Annotated in this window: 26 protein-coding genes; 11 read left to right on the top strand and 15 right to left on the bottom strand. The window is 61.5% G+C overall.

Annotated features, from left to right (window positions below):
• Nucleotides 1-11 precede the first annotated feature (11 nt).
• Nucleotides 12-689 carry a TetR/AcrR family transcriptional regulator gene (locus QP968_RS09000; RefSeq protein ID WP_042406082.1) on the bottom strand — a complete coding sequence of 226 codons (678 nt, stop codon included), beginning with the start codon at nucleotides 687-689 and terminating at the stop codon, nucleotides 12-14.
• 92 nt (nucleotides 690-781) lie between these two features.
• On the opposite strand from QP968_RS09000, the gene QP968_RS08995 reads away from it, so the two are divergent.
• The gene (locus QP968_RS08995) at nucleotides 782-2,011 is read left to right on the top strand and encodes an MFS transporter (protein ID WP_101630685.1); all 1,230 of its coding nucleotides are present in this window, start codon (nucleotides 782-784) and stop codon (nucleotides 2,009-2,011) included.
• Here QP968_RS08995 and QP968_RS08990 read toward each other — a convergent pair whose 3' ends face one another.
• Nucleotides 2,012-2,569 (bottom strand): terminase, encoded by a 558-nt coding sequence (locus tag QP968_RS08990; RefSeq protein ID WP_284856072.1) that lies wholly within the window; start codon nucleotides 2,567-2,569, stop codon nucleotides 2,012-2,014.
• Nucleotides 2,570-2,773: 204 nt separating this feature from the next.
• Here QP968_RS08990 and istA point away from each other — a divergent pair, with 204 nt between their 5' ends.
• Both istA and QP968_RS08980 read left to right on the top strand, forming a co-directional pair.
• Complete coding sequence (istA, locus tag QP968_RS08985; protein ID WP_284856071.1) at nucleotides 2,774-4,132, top strand: IS21 family transposase; 1,359 nt, start codon at nucleotides 2,774-2,776, stop codon at nucleotides 4,130-4,132.
• Between the two features lie 235 nt (nucleotides 4,133-4,367).
• Entirely contained in the window at nucleotides 4,368-5,135 is a 768-nt protein-coding gene (locus QP968_RS08980) for an ATP-binding protein (protein ID WP_284856069.1), read from the top strand.
• Nucleotides 5,136-5,207: 72 nt separating this feature from the next.
• On the opposite strand, the gene QP968_RS08975 is transcribed toward QP968_RS08980, so the two are convergent.
• Complete coding sequence (locus QP968_RS08975) at nucleotides 5,208-6,296, bottom strand: glutathione S-transferase C-terminal domain-containing protein (RefSeq protein WP_284856068.1); 1,089 nt, start codon at nucleotides 6,294-6,296, stop codon at nucleotides 5,208-5,210.
• Between the two features lie 211 nt (nucleotides 6,297-6,507).
• Complete coding sequence (locus QP968_RS08970; protein WP_284856067.1) at nucleotides 6,508-6,723, bottom strand: hypothetical protein; 216 nt, start codon at nucleotides 6,721-6,723, stop codon at nucleotides 6,508-6,510.
• 591 nt (nucleotides 6,724-7,314) lie between these two features.
• On the opposite strand from QP968_RS08970, the gene QP968_RS08965 reads away from it, so the two are divergent.
• Genes QP968_RS08965 through QP968_RS08955 form a run of 3 tightly spaced genes read left to right on the top strand, consistent with a single transcriptional unit; the run spans nucleotide 7,315 to nucleotide 11,002 of the window.
• Nucleotides 7,315-7,494 carry a hypothetical protein gene (locus QP968_RS08965; protein WP_284856066.1) on the top strand — a complete coding sequence of 60 codons (180 nt, stop codon included), beginning with the start codon at nucleotides 7,315-7,317 and terminating at the stop codon, nucleotides 7,492-7,494.
• Entirely contained in the window at nucleotides 7,491-9,269 is a 1,779-nt protein-coding gene (locus QP968_RS08960; RefSeq protein WP_284856065.1) for an ABC transporter ATP-binding protein, read from the top strand. The genes QP968_RS08965 and QP968_RS08960 overlap by 4 nt, the downstream gene beginning before the upstream one ends.
• Before the next feature lie 17 nt (nucleotides 9,270-9,286).
• On the top strand, nucleotides 9,287-11,002 hold the full coding sequence (locus QP968_RS08955) for an ABC transporter ATP-binding protein (RefSeq protein WP_284856064.1): 1,716 nt from the start codon (nucleotides 9,287-9,289) through the stop codon (nucleotides 11,000-11,002).
• 5 nt (nucleotides 11,003-11,007) lie between these two features.
• Here QP968_RS08955 and QP968_RS08950 read toward each other — a convergent pair whose 3' ends face one another.
• Nucleotides 11,008-11,892 (bottom strand): SLAC1 family transporter, encoded by an 885-nt coding sequence (locus QP968_RS08950; RefSeq protein ID WP_284856062.1) that lies wholly within the window; start codon nucleotides 11,890-11,892, stop codon nucleotides 11,008-11,010.
• Between the two features lie 69 nt (nucleotides 11,893-11,961).
• Here QP968_RS08950 and chrA point away from each other — a divergent pair, with 69 nt between their 5' ends.
• From chrA to QP968_RS08935, 3 genes are all read left to right on the top strand, one after another.
• Entirely contained in the window at nucleotides 11,962-13,152 is a 1,191-nt protein-coding gene (gene chrA, locus QP968_RS08945; protein WP_284856061.1) for a chromate efflux transporter, read from the top strand.
• A 93-nt stretch (nucleotides 13,153-13,245) separates the two neighbouring features.
• Nucleotides 13,246-13,455 (top strand): hypothetical protein, encoded by a 210-nt coding sequence (locus tag QP968_RS08940; protein ID WP_284856059.1) that lies wholly within the window; start codon nucleotides 13,246-13,248, stop codon nucleotides 13,453-13,455.
• A gap of 9 nt (nucleotides 13,456-13,464) precedes the next feature.
• On the top strand, nucleotides 13,465-14,421 hold the full coding sequence (locus tag QP968_RS08935; RefSeq protein WP_284856058.1) for an LLM class oxidoreductase: 957 nt from the start codon (nucleotides 13,465-13,467) through the stop codon (nucleotides 14,419-14,421).
• A 93-nt stretch (nucleotides 14,422-14,514) separates the two neighbouring features.
• Here the strand turns inward: QP968_RS08935 and QP968_RS08930 are convergent, their stop codons facing one another.
• From QP968_RS08930 to QP968_RS08920, 3 genes are read right to left on the bottom strand one after another with little or no spacing between them, the layout of a single operon-like run.
• Nucleotides 14,515-15,102, bottom strand: coding sequence for an anti-sigma factor (locus QP968_RS08930; RefSeq protein ID WP_284856057.1), 588 nt, complete (start codon nucleotides 15,100-15,102; stop codon nucleotides 14,515-14,517).
• Nucleotides 15,102-15,650: a sigma-70 family RNA polymerase sigma factor gene (locus tag QP968_RS08925; protein WP_502870933.1), complete on the bottom strand. Its 549-nt coding sequence runs from the start codon at nucleotides 15,648-15,650 to the stop codon at nucleotides 15,102-15,104. Before QP968_RS08925 ends, QP968_RS08930 begins: the two co-directional genes overlap by 1 nt.
• 30 nt (nucleotides 15,651-15,680) lie before the next feature.
• Nucleotides 15,681-15,857 (bottom strand): hypothetical protein, encoded by a 177-nt coding sequence (locus QP968_RS08920; RefSeq protein ID WP_284856055.1) that lies wholly within the window; start codon nucleotides 15,855-15,857, stop codon nucleotides 15,681-15,683.
• Between the two features lie 159 nt (nucleotides 15,858-16,016).
• On the opposite strand from QP968_RS08920, the gene QP968_RS08915 reads away from it, so the two are divergent.
• A complete protein-coding gene (locus QP968_RS08915; protein WP_284856054.1) occupies nucleotides 16,017-17,642 on the top strand; it encodes a cytochrome c biogenesis protein CcdA in 1,626 nt (541 codons plus the stop codon).
• Here the strand turns inward: QP968_RS08915 and QP968_RS08910 are convergent.
• Both QP968_RS08910 and QP968_RS08905 read right to left on the bottom strand, forming a co-directional pair.
• Nucleotides 17,639-18,769: an aminotransferase class V-fold PLP-dependent enzyme gene (locus tag QP968_RS08910; protein ID WP_284856053.1), complete on the bottom strand. Its 1,131-nt coding sequence runs from the start codon at nucleotides 18,767-18,769 to the stop codon at nucleotides 17,639-17,641. The two genes, QP968_RS08915 and QP968_RS08910, sit on opposite strands and share 4 nt — an antisense overlap.
• A gap of 4 nt (nucleotides 18,770-18,773) precedes the next feature.
• Nucleotides 18,774-19,892 carry a ThiF family adenylyltransferase gene (locus QP968_RS08905; protein WP_284856052.1) on the bottom strand — a complete coding sequence of 373 codons (1,119 nt, stop codon included), beginning with the start codon at nucleotides 19,890-19,892 and terminating at the stop codon, nucleotides 18,774-18,776.
• Between the two features lie 24 nt (nucleotides 19,893-19,916).
• Between QP968_RS08905 and QP968_RS08900 the strand changes: the two genes are divergently transcribed.
• Nucleotides 19,917-21,647, top strand: a complete 1,731-nt coding sequence (locus QP968_RS08900) for a BCCT family transporter (protein ID WP_284856050.1) — start codon at nucleotides 19,917-19,919, stop codon at nucleotides 21,645-21,647.
• Here the strand turns inward: QP968_RS08900 and QP968_RS08895 are convergent, their stop codons facing one another.
• The 5 genes from QP968_RS08895 to QP968_RS08875 all read right to left on the bottom strand — a co-directional run bounded on the left by QP968_RS08895 (nucleotide 21,648) and on the right by QP968_RS08875 (nucleotide 24,681).
• Complete coding sequence (locus QP968_RS08895) at nucleotides 21,648-22,061, bottom strand: hypothetical protein (protein ID WP_284856049.1); 414 nt, start codon at nucleotides 22,059-22,061, stop codon at nucleotides 21,648-21,650.
• A 68-nt stretch (nucleotides 22,062-22,129) separates the two neighbouring features.
• Nucleotides 22,130-22,912: a thiazole synthase gene (locus QP968_RS08890; protein ID WP_284856048.1), complete on the bottom strand. Its 783-nt coding sequence runs from the start codon at nucleotides 22,910-22,912 to the stop codon at nucleotides 22,130-22,132.
• 2 nt (nucleotides 22,913-22,914) lie between these two features.
• Nucleotides 22,915-23,115, bottom strand: coding sequence for a sulfur carrier protein ThiS (gene thiS, locus QP968_RS08885; protein WP_284856047.1), 201 nt, complete (start codon nucleotides 23,113-23,115; stop codon nucleotides 22,915-22,917).
• Complete coding sequence (thiO, locus tag QP968_RS08880; protein ID WP_284856046.1) at nucleotides 23,096-24,193, bottom strand: glycine oxidase ThiO; 1,098 nt, start codon at nucleotides 24,191-24,193, stop codon at nucleotides 23,096-23,098. Before thiO ends, thiS begins: the two co-directional genes overlap by 20 nt.
• Nucleotides 24,190-24,681 (bottom strand): hypothetical protein, encoded by a 492-nt coding sequence (locus QP968_RS08875; protein ID WP_284856045.1) that lies wholly within the window; start codon nucleotides 24,679-24,681, stop codon nucleotides 24,190-24,192. Before QP968_RS08875 ends, thiO begins: the two co-directional genes overlap by 4 nt.
• Nucleotides 24,682-24,703 lie beyond the last annotated feature (22 nt).

Raw genomic sequence — 24,703 nt, 5'->3', positions numbered from 1 at the left:
GTGGGTCAGAGTTAAGGCAGCAGGGTGTGTTCGATGCCGTCTAGGATCACATCGATGACGAGGTCGTAGTATTCCTCGGACATCGCTTCTTCTTCATCAAGGTGTGAGAGAGGCTCCAGGTAAGAGTTGACAATACTGGTCAGTCCAACAGATTGAGCCATCATAGGCTCAAGCCTGACAAGCATTTCGTGCAGGTTGTGGTGAGGTTGGATTTGATTGGATGCGCGCAGGTTTCTCGCTCCGATCGTGTGGATGATCGAGTTCGCGATAATTGTGTAGGCCACAGGCGAATTGTCACCAAACCCAGCTTCTTGTAGTTTGGCCCAGGCTCCATCGATCATCGGCAAAAACTGTTCAGTGAACTTGCCCCGCGCGAACCTGTCGGTAATCCCTGGATATGCTAACAATGCGGGGCGTAGATTGTGAGCCATAGCTCGAAACCAGGCTTTCCATTCAAGGTCCGGGTCGGGAACTTCAATCCCGACACATACCCGGTCTACAACAGCATCACAAATGGCTTCCTTGTTTGGAAAATAATGATAAATCACTGAGGGAACCACGCCCAGTTCACGGGCAATGTCCCGTACTGACCATCCCTCAACGCCACTGATCGCGCTTAACTGTACAGCTTGTTTGACAATCAGCTCGCGTGATAGCCCAGCCCTTCGCCCCGTTAGCACAGTGTTCATAAGGTGACCCTTAACTTATTCTTTGACCCTTACTAGAACACCATTCTACAATATTCCTAAGTGAAACAGTGTTCTAGTAATGGAGTGTAGTGATGCCTGACCCTCGTAGTAATAAGCCGACACAGAGTTCTATTGATCCAGGAGCGCAAGCGAACCTGGTAGTGGGAATCGTTTTTCTCGCCTTTATGGGGCAAATGATTCTCAATCCGATCATCGCGCCACTGTCACGACAGATGGGATTGCGGGAATGGCATATTGGCGCCACTATCTCTTTGGCAGCGATTGTACTAGCGAGCTTGAGTGCTTATTGGGGGCGAGCTTCCCAACGTGTCGGCGCTAAACGTGTACTCGCTGCCGGGCTTGTGATCGCGATCATCGCTTTGAGCGCCTTCGGTATTGTCTCCTACCTGGGGATGAACCAGGTAGTTGGCGGTGTCGGACTAGTTTTTGGTGTTGTGATCACTCGTGGTTTGCTCTATGGCGGAGGGATTTCAGCGATCGCCCCGACCGCGCAAGCCCACCTGGTCACGCATGCTGCCAGCGAGAACGGGCGGGTAAAAGCACTGGGCATGATTGGAGCGGCTCAAGGGATCGCCTCCATTGTTGGAGGTGTTACTGGAGGTGTGTTAGCCGCTGCTGGTGGCCTGCTCTTGCCCTTGGTGGTCATGCCCGTTGTGATGGTGATTGGTCTGGTTGTTCTCTTGGTGAGTTTCGCACCTCAAAGCCAAGGGCAACTTTTTGCAAAGCCTCAACGGATTCGCTTCACTGATCCGCGTGTAGCTCCCTGGCTAGCAACTGGTCTGGTGATGTTTCTTGTGTTTTCTTCTGTTGCTACGATTTTTGGATTCACTGTTCAAGACCGCTTCGCCCTGTCGGCAACTGCGACCGCAGGTATTTCCGCGATTTACCTGACCATCATGGGCGTGACCATGATCATTGCCCAAGCGGTGATTGCTCCAAAGACAGGGTGGGGAGCAGCGAAGCTTTTACGTACTGGTCTGACCATTACACTAGTTGCAACTGTGCTCATTTGGCCTACCTCCTCGCACGCTTTACTGGTTGTCGGGTGTATCGTGCTGGGGGTAGGTATGGGACTGGCGATGCCCGGGTACAACACTGGCCCAACCTTGAAGATGAGTGCAGATGAGCAAGGCGCAGTGGCTGGCATCATTAACGCTAATAATGGGTTGGCGTACGCGATTGCCCCGCTGGCTTCGACCGCCCTTTACGGGTGGAACCCGCTGGCACCCTTCGCCGTCTGTATCGCCTTGATTGCAGTGGTCGTCATCTACGCCCACACCGCACCCGCACTACGCCAATAACTATGAGCGTGCCTGAAGTAGCCGTTCCATCACGTTATCCGCAGGAGTCGGCCCCGAGTAGTCCACCAGCGAGTTGGCTTTGACCACATCGAAAATCTCGTACCAGAGCGTATTCGCCTGCTTGCTAAACGACTGAGACATGGCCACGAATGGGGACGCGATAGCCGCCCCCGTGGTCGGATGCTTACCCAACAGGCCAAAATCGGAGATTGCTTCTTCGTATTGAATGAACCGAGAAAAATTCTGCGCATAAGCCTCAATCAACCGTGGAGCTACGAGTTTTTCGCAGCCGCGCTCCTTGAGCCAGTTCCAGGTATCGCGGTAGATTACGTCAGCACCCAAAGGGTTACCATCACGCTGCACAGCCGCCAAATAAGCCGAAGGTTCTGGCATTACGCTACCTTCAAGATCCCCGCCCGCTTCCAGATCTGGTGGGTCGAGCGACGCGATGTGGAGGACGCGTGCGTCTTTGCCTTCGGTGATCTTCTCAAACGCAGGTGTGGGCTTCGCACCTGAGCCTGCTCTGCGTCCGCCGCGCAGTGTTCCGTCTTTCGCCATGAAATCTCGCCTCCTTCCAGGCGGTTAGCCCGGTGATGGAGGGCTTGGGGATTAATACCCTTGTTGCGACCGGCTATTTGGTAGCAGTGTCGTGACTATCTGGTAGCGCTTCAGTGAGTTTCTGGTAGCAGCTCAGGGCGCTCGGGATGATACTTCCGGTAGCCGCACCACTCGGGTGCGGCGCGTACTGGAAGGAGTCCGCTGATGACGGATTACCGTGCGGTGATGACGCTGCTGATTAAGAAGCGTTCTTACCGCCAGATTGAAGACCAGCTCGGGTGCTCGCATCGCGCGATTTCCCGGGCGAACCAAGCGCTGCGAAGCCTTGGCCTGACTACTGCCCAGCAGGTCGCGGCGCTGACGAATGACGAGCTGGACGAGATATTCGTTGATAAACGCACCAGCGGGCAAGGCGAGTTCGTCCCGATTGACTTTGACGCGGTCGTCAAAGCACGCACAGGGCGTACGAAGCACACACTGCAAGTATTGTGGGCTCGCTACACCACCACCCCAGCCCAGCCGGGTCAGCGTCATTACAGCTACGACCGGTTTCGCCAGCTGGTTGCCTCCCATGTCGATGCAGCCGGGCTTACCGCCCGGATCACCCATGCACCAGGGCATACGATGCAGGTGGATTGGGCAGGGACCAAGATGCGCCTGTACGACCCTGCGGGCACACCGGGTGCGAAAGTCAGCATTTTCGTCGCTTCGCTGCCGTATTCAGGGATGCTGTTTGCCTGTGCGTGTGTTGACCAGCGGCAACAGTCCTGGCTTGATGCGCATCGTCAAGCGTTTGACTACTTCGGTGGGGTCTGCCAGGTTGTTGTCCCCGATAACGCGTCGACGGCATCGAACGCGATCAGCACTGCCGATAGGAATCGGAAGGTCAACGACACCTACCAGCAGTTCTTGGAGCACTACAACACAGCGGCACTTCCCACACGCGCGCGTCGGCCGAAGGATAAAGCGAATGTGGAAGCTGCGGTAAAGATCGTCACGCACAAGATCATCCACGCTCTTGAGGGCCACCAGTGTGTTGACGTAGACGAGCTCAACGGAAAGATTGTGGGCTTGGTCGACGCGATCAACACCTCCGTGCCATTTCGCAGTCAGCAGTCAAGCCGCAGGGATCTCTTTGAAGCACACGAACAGCATCTGCTTGCCGATCTGCCGGAAACCCCGTGGCAGCACACCGAGTGGAAGCGTGCGAAAGTAGCCCCGGATTTCCATATCACGGTTGCAACGGTGCGCTACTCCGTCCCGCACCAGCTTGTTGGCCGCACTGTCGATGTGCGCATCACCGGGCAAGTCTTGACCGTCTTTGACCAGGGGACAACCGTAGCAACCCACCAGGTTTCGCATAAGCGTGGGGCCTATGTCACTGACTATGAGCACATTCCATCTGGAATGGACTCCACCCGTGGACTGTGGACAAGCGACTACTTCTATCGCGAAGCCCAAAAAATCGGCCCGGCAACACGCAAGGTCATCGAAGAACTCATCGCGGCGAAAGCAATCCCGGCCCAGGCGTACCAATCCTGGAAGAGGCATGCCAGCGCCTGACCGCCGACAACGGCAGCCGACGGGCGGTGTCATATACCGCAGTCAAAAACATGATGGCCGCCATACGCAAAGAACACGCCACCCGGCCCCGCGGGTTAGACCAGCCCCCGCGCAGCACCACAACCAACCCATCCACCGCCCTTGCAGTCTCCGACAGGGATACCACCGGCGCGTTTCTCGGCGGTGCAGACCAATTCAGCATGGACAACCTCGCTAAGAAAGGACACTAAAGCCCATGTCATCACCAACCCCGCCAACAGATCGCTTCCTTGACGAATCCGTCCTAGCCGACTTCACCGCGCTGCGGATGACTGCCTTCGGCAGAAGCGTCATCGACATCGCCAACGATCCCGCATTCGACGCATGGACGTTTTCCCAAAAGGTGCTCTACGCACTCGACAAAGAAGTCGCAGCCAGGCGTGAACGACGCATCAACAAACTGCTGAAAGCATCCCGATCGCCAAACCTTGATGCTTGCCTTGAAAATGTAGTCTGCACGCCTGACCGCAACATCAACCCCGAGCAAGTCAGCAGACTCGCTCACGGACAATGGTGCCACCTGGGCCAAAACATTGTCATCCTGGGCAAATCCTCAGTCGGCAAAACCTACCTCGCCCAAGCACTAATCACAGCAGCATGCCGCAACGACTACTCCGCACGGTTCTACCGCACCGACATGCTCGCCGCCGAACTGGCAGTCCTGCAACCCAATGACCCCATACGGCTGAAATTCATCCAACACCTCCACGACGTCGACGTCCTGGTCCTCGATGACTTCCTGACCACACCTGTGAATGCCGCGACCGCGCACCAACTTCTCAACATCCTCGCCGGGCGAGAAGGCAAAGTCTCAACGATAGTGACCTCACAATTCACCCCACTGGAATGGTACAAGTCCATCCCCGATGCCGTGATCTCCGAGTCAATCCTCAACCGACTCGTCTCCGGCGCCGAGATCATCACACTCGAAGGACCAAACATGCGCCTGACCACCAACACATAACCACCAACAAGGCCTGAGTGAGACGCCGCTACCGGATACTCACTCAGGCGCTACCAGATACTCACCACACCGCTACCATTTCAGTCTTCTGAACACGAAGAGCTCCCGCTGGAAATCCGTGGGGTTCTTCAGCCGTTCGGACTCGGGCAGTGGGCCGGGCAGAGTGGTGCCGGTGGCGAAGGGGGAGCCCGGGAGGTGGTCGCGGTCGTGGGGTTGGGCGAGGCCGGAAAGGTCGGGTCCGGCGGGGACGATCTGGGTGGGGTTCACTTCGCGGTGGACGATGTAGTAGTGCTGTTTGATCTCCGTGAAGTCGGTGGTGTCGCCGAAGCCGGGGGTGTGGAACAGCTCGCGGAGGTAGCCGTAGACGTTGGGCATTTCGGTGATCTTGTTGCGGTTGGTTTTGAAGTGGCCGTGGTAGACAGCGTCGAAACGGATGAGGGTGGTGTAGGCGCGGATGTCGGTCTCCGTGATGTGTTCACCCATGATGAAGCGGTGGTTGGCTAGGCGGTCTTCGAGCCAGTCGAGGACCTCAAAGACGTCGACATAGGCTTCTTCGTAGGCGCCCTGGGAGGCGGAGAACCCGGCGCGGTACACGCCGTTGTTGAACTTGCGGAAGAGGAAGTCGTTGATCTTCTCCATCTCCTCGCGCTGATCTTCCGGTGGCAGAAGGCTCGGGGCGCCTGGGCGCTGGTAGGAGGTCCACTCGGTTTGGAAGTCGCGGACGATGGAGTTGTAATCGTTCGTGACCACCTTGCCGGTTGTTTCCTCCACGATGGCCGGCACGGTAATGCCGCGTGGGTAATCCGGGAAGCGTGCGAAGTACGCGTCCTGCAGGCGGGGGATCTGTAGCACGGGGTCGACGCCGCCCGGATCCAGGTCGAAAGTCCAGGAACGCTTGTCATGGGTCGGGCCCGCCAGGCCGAGTGAGATCACATCTTCCAGCCCCATCAGGCGCCGCACGATCACAGCGCGATGTGCCCACGGGCAGGCACGTGCGGCGATGAGACGGTAGCGGTGCGGTTGCACAGGCCAGTGCAGAGCCTCATTGCTTATCGACGCAACAATGCGGTCATTGATGTAGTTCGTATCCCGCTTGAACTCGCCGTCCTTTGAGGCGTTCTGGGCGTCGCCTGCCCAATCCTTCTGTGTGCCTGCAGTCATCGTATCCTCCCTTATCGCGTGAAAAGTTTGTGACACGTCAACTATAGGCTGTTTCTGATCATGAGCGAGGGGGATGTGCTGTTGCAAGAGGATGAGCAGTGTGACGGAAAGCCCGGAGACAGGCCCAGAGACAGGCCCAGAGACAAGGCAATACAAAGCCTTCGGATGGCGCGAATCCTGGGCCTTCATCGCGGTCACGGTGTTTCTCTCCCTAGCTGGCTTCTTTATGGTCGATGGCGGTGAAAGGGCGCTGGAACCCCTTGACCGAGCGCCGGATCCATAGCCGTGCCATTTTGGGACACGCCCGCACCTTCGGTTTCGGGCCATTACCAGAGCGCTTATCCGGAGAAGCCTTCTGCTCCCACTCCAGCGGGGTAGTGATCGTCCCCTGAGCACGGGGATTCCCCGGATTTACAGGCTGATTCACCGAGAAGATTGTTAAAAACGCCTGCGGATTCTTGCGCCCATCCTGAGTCTTCGTCCACGCGTCACTCAATGGTGTGCTGGTTTTGCGCGATCTCGGTTTCAGCAATGTCTATCAAACGCACGAGACGGGACTTGAGTCGCATGCGAGGTTAGGCTAACCTAACGTAATAATGGCTATTATCTTCTGAGAGGGCAACACAGTGCCGCTTGTGACTGATGAACCCACCACAGCGACCAATGAGTCGACGAGTCGGCCGAGAGGGGGCGGCACCGCCGACGACGGCCCGCGAACCCGATCACCTAACCCGAAACCGTCGCGTGGACGCGGCCCACACACCCGGAGACAGAACCAGATGAAGTCGATTGCCCAGATCGTCCAGAACAACCTCAGACTCCTCGCGGCCTACGAGGACAAGGTCCAGCCGAGGTTCCTCAGCCGCTATGCGCGTGAACCGATGGACGCCGCCGTCGAAGGGCTCGGGGCCGGACGGAATTCCACGTCGCCGACGTCCTCGCGCCGCTCGGCAGGGTCGCCGGGCTGCTCGCCGATGGAGGCATCGCTTACGTGCAGACGTTCGCCGAGGATCCCGACGTGAACGAGCATGTGGACATGGCCGTCGTTGCGAAGATGGGCCACCGGGTGTTCCCGGGCAGCGAGGTCGAGGACCTCGCCGAAGCCAACGGGCTGAAGCTGGGCGGAGCCTCACACGTCGGCATGGTGTACTTCCGCACTCTCACGAAGAAAAGCGCGATCGGGGAGGCGGGCAAGTGAGCGCCGTGGACGGGACCGTAGGCCCGTGGTCGCTGCTCGCCCCGATTCGGACCCGGATGCGTGCGGTGGTCGCGTTATCCGTCCTGTCGTCGGTGGCTACCGTCGCTTCGCTGGTCGGCATCATCGACATTGCGATGACGTACCCGGAGGCCCCGGAGCATCGGACGTGGTTGGCCGTGGCTGTCATCGTCGTCGCCGCAACGGTGCGCATGGCCGCGGACGGCGCCGCCGGCATGCTCTCGCACCGGGCGGATAACGACCTGCAGCTCCACCTCCGGCGCCGGCTGGTCGCCCAAATCCGGAAGTTGCCGCTGGGCTGGCTGGACGCCCGGCGCTCGTCGGGAATCATCGAGTCGGTTGAGAAGGACGTCGCGGCTGTCCACCAGCTCATGGGCCACACCGTCGGTGAGACCGTGGTGGCGGTGCTGGTTCCCCTGCTTTCCCTCATCGCGCTCGTCGTGGTGGATTGGCGGATCGCGGTGGTGGCGGTCGTCCCGGTGCTGGTCACCTTCGCCCTGATGGGCGTGATGATTTCGCGCGGAGCCGCTCTTCAGCGCGACTACGAGCGAGCCTCCGAAGGAGTGACGGCCGCGGTCATCGAGCTGGTGCGCGGTATCCCGGTGATGAAGTCCTTCGGACGCGCCAACCAGGGCGCGGGGCGCTACGATGCCGCGGCATTGTCGTTCGTCCGCGCGTGGTCCGCCTGGTCCCGGCAGTCGAACATTTATCTCGGGCTCATCGAAGTGGTGACGTCCCCGACCACAGTCCTTGCAGTGGTGTGCGGGGCCGGCCTCGCTCTGAGGGACGCCGCGGGCGGCATACCGGAGGGTCTCGTCGCCGGGCTGGTTCTCAGCCTTGGACTCTCCGCGGCGATCGTGCGGGTGGCCATGAACTCCGAACCCATCATCGCGGGGATCGCTGCCCTGAAGTCCATCGCGGAGGTGCTGAGCACGCCGCCGATCGCCGAGCCCGCCGATCCGGTGCCCGCGCGCGGAGGCGCGCTCGAGGTCCGGAACCTGGTCTTCTCCTACGGCGATGGGCCGCGGGTCCTCGACGGGATGTCCGCGACGTTCGAACCAGGGACCCTCACTGCGCTGGTGGGGTCCTCCGGTTCCGGAAAGTCCACCGTCGCCCGGCTGTTGGCGCGTTTCCATGACCCCGTTGAAGGCTCGGTGCTGCTGGGCGGCGTCGATCTTCGCGACATCGCCGTGCGCGACGTGCACCGCTCGGTGTCGGTGGTGTTCCAAGATCCGCAGTTGTTCACGCTGCCGTTGCGGGAGAACATCCGGCTGGCCAGGAGAGACGCCACCGACGACGAAATCATGGCGGCCGCGAAGCTCGCGAACCTCGATGCGGTCATCGCGGCGCTGCCGAAGCGCCTGGATTCGGTGGTCAACGTCGATGTGACCTTTTCCGGTGGTGAGGCGCAGCGCGTAGCCATCGCGAGGTCGATCGTCACGGACGCGCCGGTGCTCATCTTCGACGAGGCAACCGCTTACGCGGATCCGGCTTCCGAGGCCCTCATCCAGTCCGCAATCGAGCGTTTGGCCCGTTCGCGGACGGTGATTGTGATCGCGCACAGGTTGAGCACGATCCGCAACGCCGACCGCATCCTCGTTCTCGATGGGGGAGCGGTCGCGGAGGCGGGTACCCACGACGAGTTGCTTGCGCGCGGTGGCCGCTACCGGGATTTGTGGCGCGCGTTCACGCTCGACGACGAACCATCCGCCCCGCGGGGTACTGAATCAGACGATGAAAAGGCGGGGAACCGATGATTCGAGACTTGTGGTCGATGACGGATCGGCGCTCGAGAATGACGCTGGTGTGGCTCATTGCGTTGGCCACGCTTGCCGCGCTGACCCAGGGAGCGGCGTTCGTCGCGCTGCTGCCGCTGTTGTCGGCTCTGGCCGAGGGAGATGATGCGACGGCGTGGCGTTTCACCGGCGTCATCGCCGGCCTCGCGGCCGCCCATGCGGTGCTGTCCCTTGCCGCGGGGACAGTTGGCAGGGCGAATTCCGCAGCGGTGCTTTCGTCCCTGCTGCGTTCCCTGGGCGAACGCGTGCTGACGTTGCCACTCGGGTACGTCACCAAGTCCACGGCTGGCCGCTTTTCGGAGATGGCGTCGTCGGGTATCGCGTTCGCGGCGTCCGTGCCGCACGTGATCCTGCGGCCCGTCATCGCCGCGGTGGTTACGCCGACCGTCATCGCCTTCGGAATTCTGGCGGTGGATTGGCGCGTCGGTTTGGTTCTTGTCGCGTCGGCGCCGGTGCTCTTCTTCGCCTACCGGGCCATTGGCCGGGTCGGCGGGGAGTCGGACGAAGCACATGCTGAGGCCGTCGCTGCCGTCTCCGGCAGGCTGATCGAGTTCACCCGCGGCCAGCAGGCGATTCGCGCCGCGGGCGACGGTTCGGCGGCGGACGCGATGGTAGATGAGGCTATCCAGGCCCAACACGATGCGTTCGCGAAGGCGACGTCGACGCAGGGGGCGGCCATCGGACGGTTGGGTTCGGTCGTCCATGCGGTGTTCACGGCGGCGGTGATCGTCGCCGTGGCAGTCGCCGCGACGGGCGGGATGGCGCCGACGCATTTGGCGCCGATGCTCATCGTGCTCGTCCAGTTCACCGGACCGATCACCACGGCGGGAGCGTTGTCCGGCGGTTTCGGTGCGGGCCGCAACACGTTGGCTGCGTTGCGTGACCTGCGGGCAATCCCCGCCCTTCCTGAACCTGCCGCACCGGAGCTGCCCGACGGGCATGACGTGGAGTTCCGCGGCGTGAGCTTCGGGTACGGAGATAAGAAGGTTCTCGACGACGTCAGCTTCCGTGCACCTCAGGGAGCGCTGGTTGCCGTAGTGGGACCGTCGGGGGCGGGCAAAACGACGGTCATGCGGCTGCTGTCGCGTTTTCATGATCCGGACTCGGGGGAGATCCTCATCGGCGGGGTGCCCTTGCCTCGGATCGGCACCGACGGCGTGAACGCGCTGGTGACCCCGGTGTTCCAGGAGACGTTTCTTTTCGACGCGTCCGTGCGGGACAACGTGGTCTTCGCCGACCCCGGATTCGGTTCCAGGCCCGGTGACGGGGACCGCTTGCGCGAGGCTGCCCGGCGTTCCGGGGTGGACCGCATCGTGGAGCTGCTGCCTTCCGGGTGGGATACCCCGGTGGGGGAGGAGGGGACGCTGCTGTCGGGAGGTGAGCAGCAGCGCCTCGCCATCGCCCGGGCGCTTCTGAAGGATTCCCCGGTGGTGCTTCTCGACGAGCCGACGTCCTCGCTGGATGCGGCCACTGAGCGGGCGATCGTAGGCACGATTGAGGCGTTGCGCGGCGATCACACTGTGATCGTCGTCGCCCATCGCCTGCACACCATCCGCGATGCCGACCTCATCGTCGTGCTTTCGGAGGACGGGACGGTCGTAGAACGGGGCACGCACGATGAATTGCTGGCGAAGGGCGGCCGCTATGCCGAGTCGTGGACCACCACGACGACGGCATCGGAGAAGCGCGGATAGCTAGTTCATCTAGCACCAGATTGGCTTAGTTCCCAGGAGCCAAAGCGCACCGCGCAGACACCCCAGTGGAGGAGCAAGAGCACGAGGAGCGCCAAGGAAAGTGTGTGCCAGCCTTCGTCCCAAGCACCCAAGCACAGGGTGCCCACGGGGAAGGTAGAGCCCCACCAACCAGGGCCGTAGGGCGCCCAGTGGAGGACAGCCTCGTAGAAGCAGTACATGGCGTAGAGGACACACGGTACGGCGAGGGTGAACATGATGAGGCCGTACAGGTGGGCGTCGAAAAGCAATGTCGATGCTGCCGTCGACTGGCCAATAACACCGAGGGGAATCCACGCTGTACCCGCGGCGGCGCCACGCGGGCGCGTGCGGGACCAGTAGCAGTAGAGGAAGAGCGGGATCGCGGTGAAGAAGGTGAGGAAGAAGCACAGCTCACCCGCGTAGTGATAAAACTCGCCGTGATAGGTGGCCAGCTGCCCGGCGGATGTCGCGGCGACCATCGGGGACACGAGCGCCAAGCCCCAGGGGAACGCAGGCTCGGTGTAGTGCGCGGACTGCTTCCACAAACCCCAGAGTTGCCACAAGCACACGATGATGGCTAGTGGCGCGCCGATCCACCAGCTGATCAGCTGGAACGCATCGTTGCCCGTGAGTGCCGTCCACGCCGAGCCGCACGCGAGCAGACCCATCGAATACATACCCCACGCCGCCATGTTCTGGTGCCGCGGCGGCTCATTGCGCACGCCGACCGTGAACACAACGAGGAGCCCCGCCGCGATGAGCGCAAAAACGACCTGGGCTACATGAAAACCATGTAACCCAGTCAAACTCGACGCAATCGAGGTTCCCATTAAAGCGCCGGCCCAAGCGGGACCGAACTTTGGCAACGTCATAGCACTAACGCTAGTCCCACCCCTTCATCAACAGGTCAGGTGGGCATAGGTCTGGTAGATGTTGACCCCGTGAAAGCCACCGAACCAGCTACATCGTCCCCCTGGGAAGTCCTTCGCATTTTCACCCGTCTCGGCTGCACATCCTTCGGCGGTCCGACGGCGCATTTGGGGTATTTCCGCGACGAGTTCGTGGATAAGCGAAAGTGGTTTACCGACAAGGACTACGCGGACCTGGTGGCCCTGTGCCAGTTCCTGCCCGGGCCGGCATCGAGCCAGGTGGGTATGGCGATTGGCCTGAAACGCGCCGGGTACCTAGGCATGCTGTTGGCGTGGGTGGGCTTCACTCTGCCCTCGGTGTTGCTCATGGTGGCCTTCGCATTGGGGGTAGCGCAGCTGGGTGACATTAGTGGTGCCGGCTGGCTCCTTGGCCTCAAAGCCGCGGCCGTGGCTGTGGTGGCGCAGGCGGTGTACGGGATGACCAAGAGTCTGGTTACCGGCAAGATTCATGCGGCGATTGCCGTGGCGGCGCTTACTGTGGTGCTGCTGGTCCCGCACCCATTCATCCAAGTTGGGGCCATCGTGCTTGGCATCGTGGCGGGCCTGCTCTTCTTGCGGTCGGAGAAGACGCCGGAAGAGACACCGCAGGAGAGTGGTTCGCGCACGCTGGGCATTGTGTGTCTCGCGCTATTCTTCGTCCTGCTCTTCGCCCTGCCCGTCGTTGCGCGGCTCATCGGTACGACCGGCGCGGGCATCTTTGACACGTTCTACCGCGCCGGGGCTCTCGTCTTCGGCGGTGGTCACGTGGTGTTGCCGCTGCTTGAGTCCGTCACCGTCGGGCCGGGCCTGGTGGACCATGACACGTTCCTGGCCGGCTACGGCGCCGCACAAGCCATGCCAGGTCCGCTGTTCACGTTTGCATCCTTCCTCGGCGCGAGTATGGAGGGCACGAATTGGCTGCTCGGTGCCGTCATTGCCACCGTTGCGATCTTCCTGCCCGCCGCCCTGCTCGTCCTCGGTGCGATGCCGTTCTGGGAGCGCATCCGCCAAGCCCCTCGCGCTGGCGCCGCTTTGGCTGGGGCAAACGCCGCCGTCGTGGGTATTCTCGGTGCGGCGCTGTACACCCCGGTCTTCACTGCCGGCATCACGGGTGCGGCCACGCTGTGCATCGCTGTGGTTTGCTACGCCGCGCTGACCTCCTGGAAGGTGCCGCCGTGGGCAGTGGTGATCGGCGCTGCGCTCGTTGGCTGGGTGGTGCTCTAGCGCAAGTTTTCCGTTTCCTGCCCCAAACCTTCACTGGCGCTGTAATCTCTGAACATCACAGATATGTTGGCTTACAAAAGGAGTGGGGTAGTAGTGAATCTGGACAAGCTTCTCGGCGGTGTGCCGGACGGTGTCGTGGACATCATCAAAGACCTGATCGACCTCATCGTCGCCTCCGTCAAACTGTCGGAGCTGACCAAGCCTGAGGAGGAGAAGCGCGACATGGCCCGCGAGATCTTCGGCGAGTACAGCTCGGATGCGATCGTGAGCGATCTCTTCGGGGTGGTCTCCCAGTTCTTCTAAGCTGGGGGTATGTTTGAGCTTTCGGACCTCCCATACACCGACCTCCCCGGCTTCAAGCGCACTTTCCAGCAAGGTGAGCTCACTGTGGGCCTGTCCTTGCCTATCGAGGAGGATGCGGAGGCCAACCCCCAGGACAGCCTGGAGAACCAGCTGCGCCTCATCCGCAAGGCAGAGGCCGGGGGAGTGGCCGCCATTTGGGTCCGCGATATCCCGCTGCGCGTCGAAACGTTCGGTGACGTCGGCCAGGTCTACGACCCTTGGATGTACTTGAGCTACATCGCGGCGCAGACCACTGATATCGCGCTCGGCACTGCTGCGATCGTCGTGCCCTTCCAGCACCCGTTGCTGCTGGCCAAGCGCGCCGCCACGCTTGATCGGCTTTCCGGCGGCCGCTTCCTCATGGGGGTGGCTACCGGCGATCGCCCGGAGGAGTTCCCCGCCTTCGGCCAGGACAAAGGCAACCGCGACGAAGAGTTCCGCGAAAGAATTGCTGCTTATCGACGCGCCACCCTCACCACCGCCACCCCCATCCGCTGGTCCGGCGGCAAAATGGGCGGCGCTGATGTCGTGCCCAAACCCATCGCCCGCGAAGTCCCTCTGTTGGCCACCGGCTCCTGCCAGCAGACCCTGGAGTGGCGCGCGGAGCACACCCACGGCTGGCTGATGTACCACAAGGGCCTGGAGATCCAGCGCCAGAACGTGCGCAATTGGCAGACAGCTGTTGGCCCGGACCAGTTCAAACCGTTTGCCGAGTCACTCTGGCTGGACCTCCACGAAGACCCAGACGCGCCTGCTTCCGGCGGCACCTTCGGCTACCGCCTGGGCCGCAATGCCCTCATCGAATTGCTGCACACCCAGCGCGAGGTGGGGATCAATCACGTGATGGTGAACTTTAGGTCGTCGAAACGCTCTGCGGAGGAGCAGATCGACGAGTTGATCGAGTACGTGCTCCCCGCCCTGCGCTAACAGTCGTCTAAACCCCGAACATTAGACCCCGAAAGTCACCACTTTTTACGCGAAGTTCGGGGTCTAAGGTTCGGGTTCTGCGGCGGGCGGGGGCTAGAGCTGCACCTTGGCCAGCACCGTGCCGGAGGGCTGCTCGGCGCCGGCGGCCACTTCCTCGGTGACCAGGACGGAGGCGGTGCCGCCGGGCAGGGGCATCCACACGTCGTCGTGGGGTTCCTGGCCGATGACGCCGGCGGATTCCATCGCGCCGTCGTCCATGACGGCCCAGACTTGGGCACCCATGCCGTCCGCAAGCGCGGGCTGGCCATTGACCATGGCGCCGCCTTTGCCCATGTCGGAGCTGAGCACGATGTCCAGCGTTGCTCCCATGGCGTCCGCCTGGCCCTGGCGCGCATCCTCAGCACCCATGACCGCATGCATCTCCTCGATGCCCTGGGCAGTTACGGATTCCGTGGCGCCATTGTCGTTGAACTGGGTGACCACAATGCCACCGCCAACAAACAGCACGACAGCAGCAGCGGCGGCCATGAGGCGGCGGCTCAGGCGATTGTTCCGGGCGGTGGTGAGGTCGGTGGGTTGCTCGGTGGCGTCGATACGCTGCATGATCGCGTCTTTGAGCTCTGGCGGTGGCGTGACTGGTGAGGCCGCGGAATTGAACAGGTCCTCAAAATCCTTATCCATCACAGGCATCCTTTCACTGTCACTGCCTTGCGCAACTTCTGCAGGCCGTCGCGCACACGCGTCTTTGCGGTGCCCAGCGCAACACCCGTTGCATCGGCGATTTCTTGGTGGGTGTACTCCCCGAAGTACGCCAACATGAGCGCGCTGCGGTGGGGCTCCCCAATCGAATCAATGAGTTCTTGCAGCTCCTGCGATTCTAGCCGCTGCTCGGCTTCCTCTTCAGCGGGAGCGACCCACGTGGTGAGCTGCAGGTTGAAGTCTTCCGTATCGCGGGCCTGCGCACTGCGCCAACTCCGCAGCCTGTCAATAGACCGCGACTTGGCCAGGCGGAGTACCCACGACTTTGCGCTGCCCCGAGCCGGATCGAAAGTGTGGGCTTTCTGCCACACCTCCACGAACACCTCTTGGGTGACCTCTTCGGCTTGGGCCTGGTCGCGCAGAATGTGAGTGGCTAGACCAAGAACTTGTGGCGCGATGGCGTCATACAGCGCACTGAACGCGGCTTTATCACCTGCGCGCACGCCGTCTAACAGACTATCCAGATCCACAAGTTCCAAATCTAACACCCGGGTCATGGATTACTTGGATTCTTCCATCATCTTGTCCTCGCTCATCATCGCGCTGGAGCTCGGGGTCATGGAGCCGTCCATCTTGTCCATGTTGTCCATCTTGTCTGCGGAGTCGTTGCAAGCAACGAGGCTGACAGCGGCGATGGCGATGGTGCTGGCGGTGGCGATGGTGCGCTTGATAGACATGGTGTCTCCTTCATTGGGTTGGTGTCGCGGGCGCAGTTTTCGGGCCCGTCATGAAGTACTACGGAGCACCCCGCCACAGCAGATTGGACCAATCCGAAAAAGTGGGTGGCTCCGTAGTTCCGGGTGTCAGGAAAACGCAATGAAGTAAGGACGTTTGAGATGTTCAGTGTTGTTCTCGTCGGCTTTATCGGAGGGGTGATCACAGCGCTCTCGCCGTGCATTTTGCCAGTGTTGCCGGTGGTGCTCGGTGTGAGTGTGGGCCGCAAACCATCGCACGTGGTGGCGGGTTTGACCATTAGTTTTGCGGTGATTGCGTTGCTGGGTTCGTTGTTGCTCAGCGTGTTGCATTTGCCGCCGTCGGTGCTGCGGTGGACGGGCATTGTCCTGCTGTGCCTGGTCGGGTTGAGCATGATTTTCCCGAAGATCGGTGCGATCGTGCAGAAGCCCTTTGATGCCATTCCGCGCCCGTACCAGCTCCAGCAGAATGCCAAGGACAAGGGTGGTTTTGTTATCGGGTTGGCGCTCGGTGCGGTGTACGTGCCGTGTGCAGGGCCAGTGCTCGCCGCGGTGACGGTGGCGGGTAGTACGGGTGAGATCGGCTGGAATACGGTGCTGCTCACCGTGGCTTTCGCGCTGGGTTCCGCGCTGCCGCTGTTCATCTTCGCGCTCGCGGGCAACAAGATCGGGGAGAAGGTCGACGTGGTGCAACGTCACCGCCGCGCGATTGGTGCGATCGTGCTCGTGTTCACGCTCGCGCTCGCGCTCAATGCGCCGGCCGCTATTCAGCGCTCGCTGCCGAACTGGACGGCGGGCCTGTCGCAGCGTTTTGAGAACTCAGACTTCGCCACCAATGCGTTGGGTACGGGTGAGCTGAATGCTTGTCGACGCTCCGACCCCTCCACCCTCCACGACTGCGGCCCCGCCCCCGAATTCGCCGGCCTGGAGAACTGGATCAACACCGACCAGCCGCCAAGCCCGCAGGACGGCGGCGTCATGCTCGTGGACTTCTGGGCCTATGCCTGCATTAACTGCCAGCGGGCAGGGGAGCACATCACCAAGCTTTACGACGCCTACCGCGACGCCGGCCTCACCGTCGTCGGCGTCCACTCCCCGGAGTACGGCTTCGAACACGACCTGGACAACGTGAAGGCCGCCGTGGAGAAAGAAGGCATCCACTATCCAGTGGCGCAAGACAATTCCTTTGCGACCTGGAAGAACTTCAACAACCGCTACTGGCCGGCGCGCTACCTCATCGACAAGGACGGCAATGTCCGCCAGATCGTGGAAGGGGAGGGCTCGTATGCCGAGACGGAGCAGCTCATCCGTCAACTGCTGCGGGAGGCGAATCCGGGGGTGGAGTTGCCGGAGGTCGTCGAAAAGCAAGCGGGTGAGTCTGGCACGAAGGACCGTAACCCGGAGACCTACCTGGGTACCGCGCGTGCGAAGTACACAGCGCAGCGGGACTACATCGATGGCCCGCGCGACTTTGGCGAGCAGCCCGCGCCGGGGACGTACATGTTCGCGCTGTCCGGGAAGTGGACGCTGGGGCCAGAATCCGTGGAGGCTGATGGCGGTCACATGGACATCAACGTGCACGCCGCGTGGGTGCAGCTGGTGGTGTCCGGTAATGGGTCGGTGGACGTGGAGTACCCAGACGGCTCCACTAAGACCTTCGAGGTCACCGACGGCACCTTGGACCTAGTGAAAGGCGACACGCCCATCGATGGGGTGCTGCGCATCCGGCCATCGGCAGGCGTGAAGTTGTATTCGCTGACGTTTGGTTAGCGCTCGACCTTGTCCAGTGCCTCCGTGAAGCGGGCAACGGCCGCGTCGACGTCGGCCCACTTGTCCAGGCCGAAGAGGCCGATGCGGAAAGTGGAGAAGTTCTCCGGCTCGCCCACGTGCAGCGGCACACCGGAAGCGATCTGGATGCCGGCCTGCTTGAAGGCAGCGCCGCTAGCCTGCTCCGGGGTGGTGGCGTGCATGACCACGATGGAGGAGGCCTCATAACCCGGGGCGGCAACGGAGACGAAGCCGCGGTCAGCCAGAACCTGGCGGATCTTGGTGCCCAGCTCCACCTGACGTTCGGTGAGCGTGTCCAGCCCGACTTCCTTGGCTTCCTTCATCAGGGCCAGGTTGTGCTGGATAGTGTCAGTGGGAAGGGTGGCGTGGTAGGCAGCGGAGCCGGAGGCGTAGCCCTCGGAGATCGCGGTCCACTTCTTCAGGTCCATGGCAAAGCTATCGGAGGTGGTGTTGTTCAGCTCCGCGCGGGCTGCCTCGGAGAACATGATGTAGCCGGTGGACGGGGAGCCGGACCAGCCCTTCTGCGGGGCGGTGATGAGAATGTCCACGCCGCACTCCTTCATGTCCACCCACTTGGTGCCGGCGGCAACACAGTCGAGGACGAACAGCCCACCAGCGTCGTGGGTGGCCTGGGTCAGTTCGGTGATGTACTCCTTCGGCAGCTCCAGGCCAGCGGCGGTTTCCACGTGGGCGGCGATGACCACGGCGGGGCGCTCCTCGCGGATACGTGCCGTAGCAGCTGGCGGGACGTAGGACGGGCGCTGCGCGTCACCGGTCGGCTCCGCGTTGAGCACGATGGCGGAGTCGGTGATATTGCCGGTGTCGAAGATCTGGGTCCAGCGGTAGGAGAAGTTACCGGTACGGATCACCAGTGCCTTCTTGCCGCGGGCGAACTGACGGGCCACAGCCTCCATGGCAAAGGTGCCACCACCGGGGACAACGGCCATGGTAGAGGCGTTGTAGGTCTCGCGGAGGATGGACTGCAGTTCCTGCATGACGCCGATGAAGCGGGCAGACATGTGGTTCAGGGAGCGGTCGCTGAACACTGCGGAGTATTCCAGCAGGCCATCCGGATCGATGTTGGACAGGGGGAGTTTGGTGTTAGTCATGCTCCTACGCTAGCAGCTTGACTCCGCCGGGAAAGTTCACCAATTCAATGCCACGCTCCTTCGCCAGCGGTTCGAAGGTGTCCACGAACCACTGTGAGCGGATGCCGGAGGCGCAATAGACAAGCACGCGGGAGCCTGCTTCGACGCTGTCCAAGAAATCGGCGGCTAGTCGGGGCTGGATCTCCAGATCAGAAGTGGGCAGCAGGTGGCCAGGAACAGGCATGTCCGCGATGGCTTTTTCGTGCGGTTCGCGCACATCCAGCGGAATGAGCTTGCCAGCTTCCAGTTGTGCGAGCAGCTCCGGCGCACCGTCGGGCACGGCGCAGACCTCGCCATAGCTCGTGCGCAGAGAGGTCGTCAGCGCACGCGCCGGGTCGCGGGTCACGTGGAACTCGCTAATCGACGCCCCCAGCGCGTCATACATCATCAACTTGCCCACCTCGGACTGTCCGATGCCGGTGAGGAACTTGATTACCTCCGTGGCCATGAGTCCGCCAACAACCGAGGTGGTCACGCCCAGTACACCGGCGGTGGCGCAGTCGGGGACCGAGCCCGCATCGGGTTGGTCGGGGTAGAGGTCACGCAGGCCTACGCCGCCTTCCGGGGCACCTGGGCCGGACCACCACAGGGCGACGTCGCCGCGGTAGCGGAGCACGGAGCCCCACACCAGGGGAGTGCCGGTGATCTCCGCGACGTCGGCGGCGAGGAATTTGGTGGCGAAGGTATCGGAGCCGTCGATAAGCACATCGATGCCCTCGAGGAGTCCCACGGCGTTATCCGCGGTCATGCGGCCGTCGATGATGGTGACCTCAATGTCGGGCTGCAGTGCTTTCAGCCGCTCGGCCGCCACTTCCGTCTTCTTCCGGCCGACATCATCTGCGCCGAAGAGAATTTGACGGTGGATGTTGGTGAGGTCGACGGTGTCATCGTCGATAAGCGAAATTTTTCCCACCCCCGTCGCGGCGAGCGTTTGCATGATGGGGCAACCAAGGCCGCCTGCCCCGATGACCAGCACGTGAGCTGCATGGAGCGCGGTCTGTTGCTCAGGGCCGAAGCCCGGCAAATTCATCTGGCGCGCGGTGCGTTGAAGTTCGCTTTGTGGAATCTGATGAGCGTTAGTCACGCTTTTAACTTAAGCTTGATCGTCATGCCTAGGAAACCTAGATTTCACTCAGACCCTCTGATCTTCGGCGCCGCGGCCGGGTTCATCACCCTTTTCGTGGCCGCCACCATCATTTTCGGCGAGCGTGCCCGTGAGACATACTCGCAGGTCTCCGGCTGGATGATGGACAACTTCGCGTGGCTGTACATCGGCGGTGTGTCCACGGTGTTCGTCTTCCTCATTGTTGTTTTCGTATCTAAATACGGCAACTTCAAACTCGGCGATGATGACGATGACCCGGAGTACTCCCTCCCCGTCTGGTTCTCCATGCTGTTTGCCGCCGGCATGGGCGCAACCCTGATGTTCTGGGGTGCGGCTGAACCTCTGCACCACTCCTTCAACCCGCCGCGCGGCGACTTTGAATCCATGAGCCCCGGCGCCATCCGCCAAGCTTTTGAGTTCACCTACTACCACTTCGGTATTCACATGTGGGTGATCTTCACCCTGCCTGGCCTGGCTATGGGTTACTTCATTTACAAGCGCAAGATGCCCGCGCGCTACTCCTCGATGTTCTCCCCGCTGCTAGGATCCAAGGTGTACGAGTGGCCCGGCAAGCTTCTCGACGCAGTGGGCATCATCGGCACCGTCTTCGGCCTCGCCGTCTCCGTGGGCCTTGGTGTGCTGCAGATCAGTGCCGGCCTGAACATCATGTTCGACGTCCCGCTGGTGACGTGGGTGCAGCTGGTGATCATCATTGCCATCACCCTGGTCGCCTCCATCTCCGTGGCTACCGGCCTGGACAAGGGCGTGAAGCTGCTGTCCAATCTGAACATCATCGGCTCCATCCTGTTGCTGGTGTTCCTGTTCATCGCGGGCCCGACCTTGAAGATCATTGGGCACATCACCGAGTCCTTTGGCATCTACGCCAATTCGCTGCCAGAGCTGATGTTCTGGGTGGATTCAAACGGTGAGAACCCCGGCTGGCATGCCACCTGGACTGCGTTCTACTGGGCGTGGACCATCTGTTGGTCGCCGTACGTGGGTATGTTCTTCGCCCGCATTTCCCGTGGCCGCAGTGTCCGCGAGTTCATCGCTGGCACGATCATGCTGCCCACTCTCTTTGACATCATCTGGTTTGCTACCTTCGGTCGCGCTGCCCTTGAAGTGGAAAGCGAGAACCCGGGTGTGCTCACCGGCCCTGTCGTGGAAGATGGTGAGACACCGCAGGCACTGTTTACCTTGCTTGCGCAGTACCCGCTGTACACGATCACCGGCACGGTCGCCCTGGCTGTGATCGTCTTCTACTTCGTCACATCCATTGACTCCGCCGCGATGGTCATGGACATGTTTGCCACTGGCGAGGAAGAAAAATCACCGGGCTACTACCGAGTCGCCTGGGCATGTTCCGTCGGTGTGGTTACGGCTGCGCTGCTGTTCATCAACGACTCCGGCATTCAAGCTCTGCAAGAAGTGGTGATCATCATCGCCCTGCCATTCTTCTTCGTGTACTTCATCATGATGTACGCGCTGATCAAGGCAATGAGCGATGACGCCTCCGCTGACCGCCGCTTCCGTTCCCGTAAGTGGGAGAAGACCGACACGGCCGAGAAGTACGAGGAAGCCGAAGCCAAGCCCGCGCCGGGCTATGACGCGGAGGGCAATGAGATCGACCGCCCTGAGCTCGAGTACGACTTTGAGAACGAAACATGGCGCCTCACCGAAGCACTGGTGGTGGACGGTGAGACGCCAGAGTCCTCAGATTCCAAGGAGGACTAGTTAGAGGGCAAACAACACTGCATTGTGCGTGCCGGCGCGAACCAGCGCCGGCTTTGCCACGTCAAGGACGTACAACTCACCGGCCAAACCTGGGATGACAACCCTGCTGCCGTTGACGTGAATCTGCAGCGGGTTGAGGCGCATTGGCTGGCCATCAAAACCCTGGTTCCAGCACTTGGTGCCCACCCAGTTGCGCTGGATGGACACGGCCGGGATGAGATGGTTCGGCGGGTTGCACTCCGGCTGCGCGTCGCGGCCGATGTCGCTGACACAGAGTGTTTCACCCTCGACCATGTAGCAGCGGACGGTGTTGTTGGCGTTGGATACGTAGTTGGGGTTGGCTGCCGCATTCGGAGTGAACGCGGCGGTGACAAGACCAGCGGCGAGAACCGTGGCGCCAAGTGTGCGTTTCATGGTTGAACTCCTTGAGGTAGCGCGGGGCCCATGTGGCCCCCGTCATGTACATTCTACGGAGTTTTCGGTTACAAAACCTGATCTGCCCAGCTGACCAGGCCATCAAAGCTTGAGGACGCCACCGCGTGCTCCCTCTTCGGAATCCTCCCCGCCTCACGCGCAAGCAGTCCTGCTTCCACGGCTAGACGCATCGCCTTAGCCATAGCTACAGGGTCCTGACAGCGGTTCACGGCGCTGGCCAGAAGCACACCATCGCAGCCAAGCTCCATCGCCAAAGCCGCATCGGAGGCAGTGCCCACACCGGCATCGATGAGGATGGGTACTTCCGCCCGCGAACAAATCAGCTCAATGTTGTGCGGGTTCAAAATGCCCAGGCCAGTCCCAATCGGTGCGCCCAGCGGCATGACCGCAGCCGCACCGAGGTCCTCCAGCCGCTTCGCTGCCACAGGGTCATCGGAGGTGTAGGCGAGGACGGTGAAGCCCTCGTCGACAAGCATCTCGCACGCATCCACGGTCTCCACAACATCGGGCAGCAGAGTGCGATCATCGGCGATAACCTCGAGTTTCACCCAGTCTGTGCCCAGCGCCTCGCGCGCCAGCTTCGCCGTGATCACCGCATCGCGCGCGGTACGGCAGCCAGCGGTGTTTGGCAGCGGCGCGATATTCAGCCGGTTGAGCAGGTCAAAGACCGACTCGCCCGTGGGAGCGGTAGCAGCGAACCTCCGCATCGCCACCGTGGTCATCTGCGTCCCCGACGCGATCAGCGCGCGCTCGAGCATGTCCTGCGAGCTCGCCCCGCCCGTGCCCATGATTAGGTGGGAATCGAACTGCTTGCCGGCAATTTCCAGCACGTTTAGCCTCCCTGAACAGCGGTAAGAATATCCACGCGGGCGTCTTCGCTCAGCGAGTGCGTCTCCCACTGCGACTTCGGCACCACATCGCCGTCCACGGCGACGGCGGTGCCAGCGGGGACCTTCCCAAGCAACTCCTCAAGCAGCCCCTTCACGGTTGTCGCCTCCGTGGTGACCGCCTCATTATTCACTGTCAGCTTCATGGTTCTCCTTGTGCCTCAGCGGGTTACAGGCCTCCAAGTCTACGGAGGGCTTAAGCTTCTCGACGATCTCCGCCCCACACCTAGCCCCCACCCCCGTCAACAGGATTCCGTGGCGGAAATAGCCAGTGGACACCACCACCCGGTCATTCACCCGGCCAAGGTACGGCAGATCATCCGGGGAGCCTGGACGGGCTCCAACGTGGGTTTCGATGATGTCGCATTCCTCAATTCCCGGCACAATCTCACTGGCGTCGCGCAGCAGCTGCAGCACCCCGCCTGCCTGTGGCTCGGGGCGGTCGTCCTCGCGGGTGGTGGCGCCGATGGTGAGCGTTCCGTCTTCGCGCGGGATGAGGTAGATCGGCCGGTCCTCCACGAACCCGCGAATCACCCGCTTAACCAGTGGCTGCTGGTGTTCCGGAACGCGCAGCTCTACCATGTCGCCGTATACCGGGCGCAGCTTCAACGGGGTCGTGCCCTCGAACCAGCCCGTCGTTTCGCGGGCGCCCAAACCGTTGGCCAGCAGCACCTGATCAGCTGCGACATCGTTGACATCTTTCACCGTCTCCGCCACGAACGTCACCCCGGCATTGTGGCACGCATCTTGCAGCGCTGCCGCGATGAGACGCGGCCGCACTTGGTGGTCACCGGGGATATGCACGGCACCGCTGATGGCGGGAGCGAGCGCCGGCTCGAGCTTCCGCGCCTCCCGCGTAGTGATGCGCTCCGTGGTCATCCCATGCAGCTGCTGGTATTCCTGCAGCTCTTCCAAGTGGGTCTTGTCCGCGTGGTCCTTAGCCACCACCAGTGTTCCCTCCGTGCGGTAGCCGGTGGGGGAGTCCGTGTACTTCTGTATCAGCGCGATGAGCTCCGGGTACCACTTCCCGGCCGCGATCATGAGTGGAAACAGCGGATCCTGCTGGTAGACCACCTCAGCCGCCGGGGCGAGCATCCCACCCGCATGCCACGTGGCACCACTAGCTGGTGCTGGGTCGTACACGGTGACCTGGTGGCCGTGGTCGGCGAGGGTAAGGCTCGTCGATAAGCCAATAATTCCTGCGCCTACTACTGCGACCTTCATGCTTTCCTTCTTTCCACCCATTTATCGATTGCCCACCAGCAGGCCGGCAGAAACGCCATAGCAATGATCCAATAGAACAACCAAAAACTACCGGCGATGCCTGTAACAAAGACCATGGCTACGAGGATGAGGATGGTGATCCCGGAGGCAATGACCGCGCGGATCAGATTGTCGCGGATCGAGCGGCTGAAGCCCTCACCACTGATCTCTGTTTCACCACGCCACTTCTTGTCCAGTGCGAGAACCAGATCTTTGCCGAAAACAATGGAAAAAACGACGTAGAAAGCGCCGAATGCGTGGAAAAAATTTGCGCGGTGCGTATCGGCCAGACTCCAAAACGTGTAAACGAGTAAAGCAAGGTCAATGAGGGGGGTTGCCGCTAGCAGCACAATTCCTGCTTTAGGCAACTTAAGGGCATAGCGCAGGAACATTCCGCCAAACAAACAGAGCCAGAACGCAACTTCTGCGGTGATGATGGCAAGAATCATGCCCACGAGCTTACGCGTACCG

This window comes from Corynebacterium sp. MSK041, from assembly GCF_030232265.1.
Classification (GTDB): domain Bacteria; phylum Actinomycetota; class Actinomycetes; order Mycobacteriales; family Mycobacteriaceae; genus Corynebacterium.
The sequence above is the reverse complement of the archived record's forward strand: the minus strand, read 5'-3'. Positions and strand labels throughout refer to the sequence as shown.